This is a genomic window from Robbsia andropogonis (assembly GCF_034047095.1).
GTDB classification, from domain to species: Bacteria; Pseudomonadota; Gammaproteobacteria; order Burkholderiales; family Burkholderiaceae; genus Robbsia; species Robbsia andropogonis.
Map to the genome: position 1 here is coordinate 798,861 of NZ_CP139170.1, position 12,111 is coordinate 810,971.

Sequence of the window (12,111 nt, forward strand, 5' to 3'; positions counted from 1 at the left end):
GGGGCAACACGCAGACCAGGAGAACAGACGATGGCGAAGAAAGAAAGTGTGCAGAAGCGGCTGCAGAAAGTCCGTCCTCCGCGCGTGCAACTGTCATATGAAGTCGAGCGCGGTGACGCGATCGAGATCAAGGAGCTACCGTTCGTCGTCGGCGTGGTGGCGGATTTGGCGGGGCAATCCGAAGTCGAGCAGCCGAAGCTGCGTGATCGGAAGTTCGTCAACATCGATCGCGACAACTTCGACGACGTCATGAAGGCGGTGGAACCGCGCGCGGCTTTCCAGGTCGAGAACCGCCTCAGCGACGCGGGAGGGAAGTTCGGCGTGGACTTGAAGTTCAAATCGATCGACGACTTTTCGCCGGATGCGGTCGTGCAGCAGATCGAGCCATTGCGCAAGTTGATCGAGGCACGATCGAAGCTTGCCGACCTGCGCAACAAGATGGCGGGCAACGACAAGTTGGAAGACCTGTTGAGCGACGTGTTGCACAACACCGAGCAATTGCAGGCGTTGGGTCGTCAACCATCGACTGATGTCACCGGCAGGAAGGGCGAGGACGACGCGTCCTGAGCCTCACGTTGCGGCTACGCGCGGTCACATGGCGCGTACTACCCCTCGACCGCATCACGTCGACGAACTTTAAAGCGATCAACAGAGCGATCCGATGAATCAACCTTCCGCAGCGGCCTTGCAGGCCGCAGACAACCAGACCGAGGCGGCCGAAAGTTCGCTGCTCGACCAGATCGTCGCGCAAAGCAAAGTCGCGAAATCGGATACCGAGCACGCGCGGGCGAAGGACCTGATCGGTGAACTCGTGAACCAGGTGCTGGACGGTACCGTGGTCGTGTCGGACAACCTGTCGGCAACGATCGACGCGCGGGTTGCCGAACTTGACAGCCTGATTTCCGCCCAGCTCAGTTCCGTGATGCATTCCCCCGAATTCCAGAAGCTCGAGAGCACCTGGCGCGGACTGCATTACCTGGTCCACGAGAGCAATACCGGATCGACAATCAAGATCAAGGCCTTGTCCGCGACCAAGCGCGAACTGGTCCGCGATTTCAAGGCCGCGATCGAGTTTGACCAGAGTGCCTTGTTCAAGAAAGTCTACGAAGAGGAGTTCGGCACGTTCGGGGGCGCCCCGTTCGGCGCGCTGATCGGGGATTTCGAGATTTCGCGCCAGCCGGAGGACATGTTCTTCATCGACCAGATGTCGCATATCGCTGCCGCGGCGCATGCACCGTTCATCGGATCGGCGGCGCCGGAATTACTGGGTCTGGAGACGTTCTCCGATTTGGGAAAGCCGCGCGATCTCGGCAAGGTATTCGATACCGTCGAATACACGAAGTGGAAGTCGTTCCGGGATTCCGAAGACTCGCGCTATGTTGGCCTGACGCTGCCACGCTTTCTCGGGCGCCTGCCGTTCAATCCAAAGGATGGGGACGTTGCGGAGACATTCAACTTTGTCGAGGAAGTGGACGGCACCGACCATAGCCGTTACCTCTGGTGCAATGCGGCATGGGCGTTTGGCGCGCGTCTGACGTCGGCATTCGACGACTTTGGCTGGTGCGCCGCCATCCGCGGTGTAGAGGGAGGCGGGCTGGTGGAGGATTTGCCAACCCACACATTCAAGACCGACGATGGTGAAGTGGCGCTGAAGTGCCCGACCGAGATCGCGATCACGGACCGGCGAGAAAAGGAACTCAGCGACCTGGGTTTCATCCCCCTCGTGCATTGCAAGAACACGGACTATGCCGCATTTTTCGCGGCCCAGTCCGTGCAGAAAGCAAAAAAATACAACACGGACAGTGCGAATGCCAACGCGGTGCTTTCCGCGCAGTTGCAATACATCTTCTCCGTATCGCGGATCGCGCATTACCTGAAGGCGATGATGCGGGACAAGATCGGCAGCTTTGCATCCGCACAGAATGTAGAACAATTTCTGAACCGCTGGATTTCGCAATACGTGCTGCTCGACGACAACGCGTCGCAAGAGCAGAAGGCGCAATTCCCGCTGCGTGAAGCGTCGATCCAGGTTTCGGAAATTCCCGGCAAGCCCGGTTCATACCGGTCGGTTGCGTTCCTGCGCCCGCACTTCCAGCTTGACGAGTTGTCGATCTCGTTACGGCTGGTTGCTGACCTGCCGAAGCCGTCGAATGGCTAGCGATGGTGACCTTTTACATTTTTAAACTATCCGAGGACGATCACAGATGAAGGACATTTACCTGAAATTCGGCAGCCCGGCGCTCAAGGGTGAGTCGCAAGACAAGGACCATGCAAACTGGATCGAGATCAGCTCGTGGAGCCAATCGATCACGCAACCGCGTTCGGCCGTTGCGTCGACGGCGGGCGGTCATACGTCCGAGCGTTGCGAGCACGGCGATATGGTCTTTACGAAGGATATCGACGTTGTCAGCCCGTTGATGTACCAACACGCTTCGGGCGGCACGACGTTCGACGAAGTCACGGTCGACTTCATGCGGGCGGACGGTGACGGCGCACGCGTCAAGTACCTGGAAGTGAAGCTGAAATATGTGATCATCTCGAGCATCGCGTCTTCTGTTCAAAGTGCGTCGTCGTCAACGGCGACCACCAGCGCCAGCACTGCCGATACGACGCTGCCGAGCGAAACCTTCACACTGAAGTACGCCGCGGCACAATGGAAGTACACGCAGCAGAAGATTGGCGGTAGCCAGGGCGGTAACGCGCAGGGTGCGTGGAGCTTGACGAAGAACGACAAGACCTACGCAGCGTAAGCGAGCGGGAGTGGCATGAAGCGTTTCGAACCCAGTCTGCTCGACAAGCTGTTCGATGATGACGTACGGCGCAGTGCCGCGTCATCGGCCTTACGAACACTTTCTGTCGAGGAATTGAAAGCCACGGTAGCACGCGATGTGGAGGCGTTGCTGAACACGCGTACGCCGTTGTCCGAGGCGGATCTCGAAACGCTTCCCGAATGCAAGCAGTCGGTCTTGACCTATGGCTTGCAGGATTTTTCGGGTTTGAGCCTCGCGAGCTATTACGATCGCACGTTCATCTGCGAGGCGATCCAGCAGGCGATTGCATGGCACGAACCGCGTTTGCAAGAAGTCAAAGTATCGTTGGAACTCAAGGAACAAGCCACCAGCGCGCTGTATTTCGCCATTCAGGCGTTGCTGGTGGTACACCCGGCCGAAGAGCCGGTCAGCTTCGACGCCATGCTGCACCCGTCCACGCTGCGTTATTCGGTTAGCCGCGCACGCGGTGCCGATGGCCGACAACGGTAAAAGTATCGGCAGGCGGACGCGCGGCGATGCACAACCACACATGGGACGCAGATAAGGGGCCTCATGGAAGATCTGCTTCCGTATTACGAGCGGGAACTCTCGTATCTACGACGCTATTCGCGGGACTTCGCACAACGCTATCCGAAGATCGCGGCACGGCTCGCGATGTCCGGCGAGCACAGCGAGGACCCGCACGTCGAGCGAATGATCCAATCGTTCGCGCTGCTGGGCGCACGGATCAACAAGAAGCTCGACGACGACTATCCCGAATTCACCGAAGCGCTGCTTGAGGTGATGCATCCGCATTACCTGCGGCCGTTTCCGTCGTGCTCGATCGCGCAATTGGACGCGGGAGAGGCGTTGCTGCAATTGACCGCGCCGGTCACGATCCCGCGTGGCACGTCGTTGCAGACGCGCCCGGTGCGCAGCGCGCCCTGCACGTTCCGTACCGCGTACGATGTCACGCTCGCGCCGGTGACGATTAGCAATGTTCGGTATTCGCCGATTGCCAGCGCCCCGTCCTCGGTCGTGCTGCCGGCCAATGCCACCGGCCTGATATCGATCACGCTACGATCCACGTCCGTCCCGTTCCGCCTTGGGGATATGCCGTTGCCGAGATTGCGCGCCCATATCCAGGGTGAGCAATCGCTGGTCTCCGCATTGGCCGATGCGATGTTGCTGAACGTGACGGCCGCGTATGTCGAGGCCGACGGCAATTTTCGCTGGAAGAAGCTGCCCCGGACGCCATTGTCTCAGGTCGGGCACGGCGAGGATGAATCACTGATTGAGACGCCACCGCGTTCGCATCCGGCCTATCGGCTGTTGACCGAGTACTTCGCGTTCCCGGAGAAATTCGACTATATCGATATCGACATGCGTGCGCTGACGCAAACGGGTGGGCGGGCGCAGCAACTGACCTTGCATCTGGTATTGAAGGACTTGCGCGGGGACTCTCACGCTGCGCGGTTGTTGGAGTCCGTGACGCGCGACCATCTGCAACTGTTCTGCACGCCGGTGGTCAACTTGTTTCCCTTGCATGGTGAACCTATCCGGATCAATCACACGGCGCTGAGTTATCCCGTGGTGCCCGATTCGCGGCGTGCAGCAGGCACCGATGTGTATTCGATCGACACGGTCAACCTGGTGCGCCAGACCGCGAACGGCGAATCGATTGTCGAATACCGGCCGTTTTATTCGTTGCGTCACGGCGAGTCGAACGATCAATCGGGCCATTATTGGTTCGCCCGTCGGGATGACTGGGTGGCGAGCAAGAACCCGGGCTATGAAACCGAAATCTCGATCGTTGATATCGACTTCGATCCCGCCGTGCCGGCGACCGATACCTTGAGCCTGGAGTTGACCTGCACGAATCGCGACTTGCCCTCGATGCTCGCGTTCGGCTTGAGCGAGGGGGATCTGTTCCTGGAAGGAACATCGATCATCCAGCGTATCGTCATGCTGCGACGGGCCACGCCGAGCCGGCGTTTCGAGCGGGGCCGCGCCGCACACTGGCGTCTGATTTCACACCTGGCGATGAACCAGGTGTCGTTGACGCAGACCGGCCCAGGCCCACTGCGCGAGATGCTGCGCCTATACGACTTGCCGCGTACTGCCGTATCGGCACGACATATCGATGGCATTGCCGATGTGACGCAACAGGCAGTCGTGCATTGGATGCCCGGTAAGCCCTTTGCCACGTTCGTTCGCGGAATCGAGATCACGTTGACGATCGACGAGGATTTTTTCGTCGGTGCGAGTCTGCATACTTTTGTTGGCGTCATGGACGCGTTTTTCGCGACCTATGTGCACTTGAACAGCTTCACCTTGCTGGTGGTGAAATCGAAACGGACCGGCGAGGAGATTGCGCGATGTCAGCCCCGAAGCGGCGAATCAGTCCTGGTGTAGTCGAGCAACTGCTCGAAGCACCGCATCGCTTTGGGTTTTTCCAGGCGGTGCGTGTGCTCGAGCGTTGGTTCCTGCGCCGGGCAGAGCAGGACCTTATCGCCGGCCGTACGGCCCGCGCCGCCGCCAGCCCTTCATTGCGTGATCATCCCGATGGCGTCGCGGTCCGTGGCGGCGCATTGCAAGCAGACATCCCGCCCTCCGGCGCTGCCATGGTGAACGTGCACGATGACCGGAAGGAGCATGAAAATCGTGAGATGCGGCGCCGTGCGCTGACAGCACAGATGTCGTTTCGCACAACGTTGTCGCTCAGGTTCCCGCCTAGTGAGATCGAGCAGCTTCAGGCCTACGACATCGATGGCAACCTGTTGCATGACCCCGCGTCTCAACGCGCGGCGATCGCTACTGGCCGCCTTGATCATGTCGCGCTGACACCGGCCTTCTTTGGCCTGCTTGGTGTACAAGGCGCGTTGCCGCTGCACTATACCGAACAGATCGCCGAGCGCGAGACGCTGGGGCGTGACCGCGCCGCACGTGAATACCTGAACATCTTCTCGAACCGCGCGACCGCGCTGTTCTACGGGGCATGGAAGAAATACCGCCTGGCGCTGCACTACGAAGTGGATCGCGATGAGCGGTACAAGCCTTATCTGCTGGCCCTGGGTGGCGTGGCGCCGCGCATGCAGCGCACACTGCGCGACACGGTTGCGGCAGAAGATCCGTTGACCCCTCACTTCGATGAGGCCGTCGCGGGCTACGCCGCAGCCGTACGGCAGCGGCCGATGTCGGCGGCCTATCTGCAGCGGGTGCTTGGCGATTACTTCGGCGTGGCGATCAACGTCGTGCAGTTCGTCGGCAAGTGGTATTCGGTGCCCCCTGAGCAATGGACGCGGCTCGGCATGCACAACGCAACCCTGGGCGCTACGGCCTTGTCAGGTGAACGTGTATGGCAGCGTGATATGTGCGCGCGGCTCGTGATTGGACCGATGACTTTGGCGCAATACCGAACATTCCTTCGTGGCCGGCCCAGTGCGCTGGCATTGACGCGACTGCTGCAACTGACGGTGGGCGTGCTGTTCGAGTTCGAAGTGCAGTTGGTGCTGCACAAGGACGCGGTACGGCCGGGTTGCCTGGGGAGCGCGGGTAGCTTGGGGCAAGATGCTTTCATGATGTCGCGTCCGGCCCGGGACCATCGTCATGATGCGCGATATGCGCTCCAGGTCATTGACCACGCGTGATTTTTTTTTGACGATATTAAGAAGAAGCAGGCTCACGACTATGCGCACACCGTTGAAGGTCTTGATCGGAAAACTCGATGCCACTACTCGCGCGGCGGCCGAGAAAGCCGCCAGTGAATGTCTGGCGCGCGGACACTTCGAGGTGGATCTCGAACATTTGTTTATCGCATTGCTCGACGATCCGCGCTCCGATGTCAGCGTCATCATGAAAGCATGCGGCGTCGCGCCGGACGCGCTGCGAGCCGACTTCGAGCGTAGCCTTGAGGAACTGCGCACCGGCAATACACGCACGCCGGTTTTCTCCGAGCAGTTGCCCAGGCTGTTCGAACAAGGCTGGCTGATTGCCTCGCTTGATGGTCATAGCGCGCGCATCCGGTCCGGCCACTTGCTGTTGGCGTTACTGACCGCCACGGATCTGCTTCAGATCGCGCAGCGTATGTCGCCGCGTTTCGGCAAGGTGCGATTGGAGGATTTGAAGCATCGCTTCGATGACATCACGGCTGGCTCGTCGGAAGTGCCTGTCAATGCGGCAGAGCAAGAGACGGAAGGTGAGGCCGGCCCGGTGGCGAGCGCATCGCCTGGCGCACCCGGGGCGGCAAAGTCGAAGACACCGGCGTTGGATACCTATACCAACGACCTTACCGCGCAAGCGCGGGCCGGTAAGATCGATCCGGTGATTGGTCGCGATGCCGAGATCCGGCAGGTCATCGACATCTTGATGCGGCGGCGGCAGAACAATCCGATTCTGACTGGCGAAGCGGGCGTGGGGAAAACCGCGGTGGTCGAGGGACTGGCATTGCGTATCGTGAGCGAGGACGTGCCGCAACCACTGAAGGGCGTGGCGCTACGCGTGCTGGATATGGGGCTGCTGCAGGCCGGTGCCAGCGTGAAGGGCGAGTTTGAAAATCGTTTGAAGCAGGTTATCGACGAAATCAAGAAGAGCCTGCAACCGATCATCTTGTTCATCGACGAGGCGCATACGATCATCGGGGCCGGCGGTCAGGCGGGGCAGAACGATGCCGCCAACTTGCTGAAGCCGGCGCTTGCGCGAGGGGAGCTACGCACGGTGGCGGCCACCACCTGGAGCGAGTACAAGAAGTATTTCGAGAAAGATGCGGCGCTGGCGCGGCGTTTTCAGGTGGTGAAGGTCGAGGAGCCGGACGAAACCCTGGCCGCGGCAATGCTGCGCGGCATGGCGCCATTGATGGAAAAGCATTTCAACGTTCGCGTGCTGGATGAAGCCATCGTCGAAGCGGTGCGCCTGTCGCATCGCTATATCACGTCGCGACAGTTGCCGGACAAGGCGGTGAGCGTGCTCGATACCGCGTGCGCCAAAGTCGCACTCGCGCAGAACGCGACGCCGGCACCCATCGAGGACACGCGCAAACGTATCGAGCGAACCGACACCGCGATTGCCGTGCTGGAACGTGAGCAGCGCGACGAACCGGTGAATGTCGAGCGGGACGGACGGCTGACGACGTTGCGCGCGCAACGCGATGAGGATGCTGCGGCATTGGACGTCCTGGACGCACAATATGCGCAGGAAAAGGCACTCGTTGCCCGCGTCGCCGCCTTGCGCCAGGCGCTGGCCGAGGCGCAGGAGCCGGCGGCATTGCAAGCGGAGCTGGCGAGGGTGATCACAGAGCTTGAACAGGCGCAGCAACATCAGCCGATGCTGCCGTTGCAGGTGGATGCGCATGTGGTGGCCGGTATCGTTGCGGCCTGGACGGGCATTCCGTTGGGCCGCATGGTGCGCGATGAGATTGATACGATCTTGCAACTGCAGGACCTGCTGGGCGCTCGCGTGATCGGACAGGACCACGCGCTTGGTGCGGTGGCTCAGCGCGTGAAAACGGCCAGTGCGAGTCTGGAAGACCCGAACAAGCCACGGGGCGTCTTCCTTTTCGTCGGACCGTCGGGCGTGGGCAAGACGGAGACCGCGCTGGCGTTGGCCGACATCCTCTATGGCGGCGAGCGCAAGATGATTACGATCAATATGAGTGAGTATCAGGAGGCGCATAGCGTGTCCGGCCTGAAGGGATCGCCGCCCGGTTATGTCGGTTATGGTGAGGGAGGCGTACTGACCGAGGCTGTGCGACGCAATCCGTATTCAGTCGTGCTGCTCGATGAAATCGAGAAAGCGCATCCGGACGTGCTGGAAATGTTCTTCCAGGTTTTCGACAAAGGTTTCATGGACGATGCGGAAGGACGTGAAATCGACTTCCGCAATACGATCATCATCCTGACATCGAACGTGGGCTCATCGACGGTGATGCAACAGTGCCTAAACCAGCCGCCGGAAGCGCTACCTGATCCGGACGAATTGGCCGAGGCTTTACGCGGTGCGCTCCACAAGGCGTTCAAACCGGCTTTCCTGGGGCGAATGAAGGTGATTCCGTATTATCCGATTTCGGATACGGTGCTTGGCGAGATCATCGAATTGAAGCTGGCCCGCATCCAGGCGCGTGTGCAAGCGAACCACCATGCGGTGTTCGAATGGGACGAAGCGCTCGTCGACGCGGTGTTGGCGCGGTGTACGGAAGTGGACTCGGGTGCGCGGAACGTCGATCACATCTTGAACGGCACCCTGTTGCCTGAGATCGCGCAGCAGGTGCTGGAGCGCGTCGCGGATGGCACGCCGATCCGCCGGATCGCCGTGAGCGCGGGCGAAGGCGATGTCTTTGCCTACACCGTCGAGTAAGCCGAACGAAGAGAACGCGTTGAGTGAGCCGAACCAAGTGGAAATGATACCGCCCGAAGCCGTCCAGGCCTTGCTGCAACCCATTGCCGAGGGCATGCCCGCAGGCGAGGACCTGCTGTTTTCCAACGATTTCGACGTGATACAGGAGGCGCGCCGTTTCGAAGACCCGTCACTGGATCAGGGTGAATGGGTGACCGATGTCAAGGAGGCCAACTGGGATCTCGTCATCGCGCGTGGCACCGCCTTGCTGTCCACGCAGACGAAGGACCTGCGTCTCGCGGTCTGGCTGACGGAGGCATGGGGCATCAAGGAAGGTCTACCGGGCCTGACGAAAGGATATGCGCTGCTCAACGGCCTTTGCACGGAATTCTGGGACACGTTTTATCCGTTGCCGGAGGACGGGGATCAGGATTACCGGCTGGGCAATGTCGGCTGGCTGTCTGGCCGGACCGCTGAGTTGCTGCGGGGCGTACCGTTGACGCAGGGTGGTGGCGGATATGGCGCATTGGATTGGGAGGTGGCGGCCAATCTGATCCAGGCAGTGAAGCGGGACCCGGACAACGCCGACGACATCTTGCGCGGCAAGATTACGATCGACATATTCGACGCCGCGCGCCGGACGACGAAGCCGTCGTTCTACACGCAAGTGTTACGTGAGCTGGCGGCGTTCGAGCAGGCGTTCAAGGCGCTGGAGGCGACGCTGGATGCAAAGGCGGGCGACGATGCACCCAGTTTCCGGCAGGTAAAAGAGGCGTATGACACGGTGCGCCGTCTGGCCGAGCGTTTCGCGAAGGATGCGGGCATTGACCCCGCTGGTGCCTTGGAAGGCGCGACAGCGGCGGCCGGTACGGCGCATCAGCCACCACAAACGGGCATGCCGCCACCAACGGGCGGCGCTTATGAACGGATCGAGCCACAGTTCGACCAATCGGAGGCGGACATCATGGGGCAACTCAGTGTTGTGTCGGGCGGCAGCGCCGGGAACGGTATGTCGAATGGCGGTACGTCCAGCGGCATGGCCGGGCCGATCGCCACGCGTGCGCAGGCGATTACCCGTTTGCGCGAGGTGGCGGCGTTTTTCCGGCGCACGGAGCCGCATAGTCCGGCGGCGTATATGGCGGAAAAGGCCGCGATATGGGCCGACATGCCGTTGCATGAATGGCTCAATGCCGTGGTGAAGGACGGCGCGTCGTTGGAACAACTGAATGACTTGCTAGGGGTGAAGCGCATCGACGAGTGAAGGCACCGCGCGCATCGTTCGGCGGCCGGACATGCTAAACGCGCATTCCCTCCCGTTGTCTCAATGCGCTGCATCCGCATGCTGGCGTGGGTGGTAGAGAGGTGACCGCCGTATGCTTCAAGACCGTACGTCTTCACCCCAGAAGTCCCGGATGGCGGCAATTCCATGAGCGCCGGCGGCAAGCGCCTCGTCGAGCGACGCGATACGCATGCCGCCCAGCGCGTACACCGGAATGGACGTCAGCGCCGCGATTTCCCGGAAGCGGGGCCAGCCCAATGGTTCCGCATCGACATGTGTTTTTGTGGCCAAGACCGGTGAAATGGTTAGCAGGTCGGCGCCGAGCGTGTTCGCATGTATTACTTGATGCGTGTCATGGCACGCCGCTGAAACAAGAAAATCGGATGGCAGCGGTCTGCTCGCGCAATGCATCAAGCGCGCGCTCGTCAGATGTACCCCGTCGGCGTGCACTGAACGCGCCAGCTCGGGCGGAGCATTCAATAGTAGACGAGCACCATGACGACGACAGCATATCCGCGCTTCCCGGGCGAGCCAGGCATATTGCGCTGGTGTCACCGTCTTCGCGCGTAATTGCACCAAGGTAATCCCACCGGCAAGCGCCGTTTCCAGATGATCGATGAAAGTCGACAGGGGCGCGTCAGGTGCGGGCTCCGGGGTAATAAGGTAACGCCGTGGCAATGGGGCGGACAATGTCATGGGATAAAATTGGCGCGATACCGTTACCTTACACATTTTCTATCGAGGAGGGCGCGCGTGGCGACCCTTCCGGCACGGCGCCTTACGTTCCCGCGCGGAACTCTATGCGACGATTCCGCGCGCGCCCCTCCGCGGTATCATTTGGCGCAATCGGTTGATCCGGGCCAACGCCGCTGCTGTCCATCTGCTGCGCGGGGATGCCCCGTCCCACCAGATACCCCTTCACGGCATCGGCTCGCGCTTGTGACAGCGCGATATTCGAGCGCCGATCACCGGTGTTGTCGGTATGGCCGATAATCGCCACACGCGTGCCCTGCATCGTCGACAGGGCAGTCGCCATCTGATCCAGGATCGCCTTGCCTTCCGGCGCCAGCACGGAACTACCGATCTCGAATTCGATCGTACGATTCGCCAGTGTCCGGTCTAGCAGGTTCTGCTGCTGTTGCGGCGCGGCCACCCGCAGTCCGTTGCGGATAGTGAACGTCGGATTCAACGCGACGGCCATTTCGCTGGCAACTTGCTGGCGCTGCGCTTCGTTGCCTACCTCTCCGCGGATATCGATCTGCGTGCCGTCGATCTTCAACTGCCCGCGATGCACGGTCTTCAGGTTCGGCGCCAATAACTTCTGTACATTGCCTGACCAGTTCGCAGGCGTGGATACATTGCCCACGGTGATCTGATCCTGTACGTTATCGGCGCCGTACAAGGCCTGTACGCGTGCCAGCACGGCCGCCTTTGTCGCGTCATCGGGAACGATACCACCCACCACGACCTGCCCTGGCCGCGTGGCGCCGCCGGGGCCCGATGCGGCACCATTCACCGTCGTCGTAACGGGTGCGGTCGATGTGACGGCTGCCGCACCGCGACCGTTGTTTCGGCTGATGGACCCGGCGCCGCCGTTGCCACCGTCGAGCACGGTGGCTTGCGCGTTGTCACCGCCGATCCGATTCACCACGACATTGCCACTGCTATCGTCGGCGAGTGCGGGTGTGCCAATGATCGTCGTGCCCAGTAGTATTCCGCTCGACATCGTCAGCGCCAATAACGTGTTACGCG

10 protein-coding genes are annotated in these 12,111 nt (G+C 60.9%); 8 read left to right on the top strand and 2 right to left on the bottom strand.

Features of this window, described 5'->3' with window-relative positions:
* Positions 1 to 30 precede the first annotated feature (30 nt).
* The 8 genes from tssB to tssA all read left to right on the top strand — a co-directional run bounded on the left by tssB (position 31) and on the right by tssA (position 10,341).
* On the top strand, positions 31 to 567 hold the full coding sequence (gene tssB, locus SJQ66_RS17070; RefSeq protein ID WP_024905561.1) for a type VI secretion system contractile sheath small subunit: 537 nt from the start codon (positions 31 to 33) through the stop codon (positions 565 to 567).
* A 94-nt stretch (positions 568 to 661) separates the two neighbouring features.
* Positions 662 to 2,158 (top strand): type VI secretion system contractile sheath large subunit, encoded by a 1,497-nt coding sequence (gene tssC / locus SJQ66_RS17075; protein ID WP_024905560.1) that lies wholly within the window; start codon positions 662 to 664, stop codon positions 2,156 to 2,158.
* A 46-nt stretch (positions 2,159 to 2,204) separates the two neighbouring features.
* Complete coding sequence (locus SJQ66_RS17080; protein WP_024905559.1) at positions 2,205 to 2,750, top strand: Hcp family type VI secretion system effector; 546 nt, start codon at positions 2,205 to 2,207, stop codon at positions 2,748 to 2,750.
* A gap of 15 nt (positions 2,751 to 2,765) precedes the next feature.
* Positions 2,766 to 3,260 (top strand): type VI secretion system baseplate subunit TssE, encoded by a 495-nt coding sequence (gene tssE / locus SJQ66_RS17085; protein ID WP_024905558.1) that lies wholly within the window; start codon positions 2,766 to 2,768, stop codon positions 3,258 to 3,260.
* Positions 3,261 to 3,323: 63 nt separating this feature from the next.
* Positions 3,324 to 5,165 (top strand): type VI secretion system baseplate subunit TssF, encoded by a 1,842-nt coding sequence (gene tssF / locus SJQ66_RS17090; protein WP_320535081.1) that lies wholly within the window; start codon positions 3,324 to 3,326, stop codon positions 5,163 to 5,165.
* Entirely contained in the window at positions 5,129 to 6,400 is a 1,272-nt protein-coding gene (tssG, locus tag SJQ66_RS17095; protein ID WP_320535082.1) for a type VI secretion system baseplate subunit TssG, read from the top strand. Before tssF ends, tssG begins: the two co-directional genes overlap by 37 nt.
* A gap of 40 nt (positions 6,401 to 6,440) precedes the next feature.
* Positions 6,441 to 9,101 (top strand): type VI secretion system ATPase TssH, encoded by a 2,661-nt coding sequence (tssH, locus tag SJQ66_RS17100; protein ID WP_024905555.1) that lies wholly within the window; start codon positions 6,441 to 6,443, stop codon positions 9,099 to 9,101.
* A gap of 43 nt (positions 9,102 to 9,144) precedes the next feature.
* On the top strand, positions 9,145 to 10,341 hold the full coding sequence (gene tssA / locus SJQ66_RS17105; protein WP_024905554.1) for a type VI secretion system protein TssA: 1,197 nt from the start codon (positions 9,145 to 9,147) through the stop codon (positions 10,339 to 10,341).
* A 117-nt stretch (positions 10,342 to 10,458) separates the two neighbouring features.
* On the opposite strand, the gene SJQ66_RS17110 is transcribed toward tssA, so the two are convergent.
* Both SJQ66_RS17110 and SJQ66_RS17115 read right to left on the bottom strand, forming a co-directional pair.
* Positions 10,459 to 11,055, bottom strand: a complete 597-nt coding sequence (locus tag SJQ66_RS17110) for a thiamine phosphate synthase (RefSeq protein WP_320535083.1) — start codon at positions 11,053 to 11,055, stop codon at positions 10,459 to 10,461.
* Between the two features lie 82 nt (positions 11,056 to 11,137).
* A complete protein-coding gene (locus SJQ66_RS17115; protein WP_046152031.1) occupies positions 11,138 to 12,085 on the bottom strand; it encodes an OmpA family protein in 948 nt (315 codons plus the stop codon).
* Positions 12,086 to 12,111: the final 26 nt, after the last annotated feature.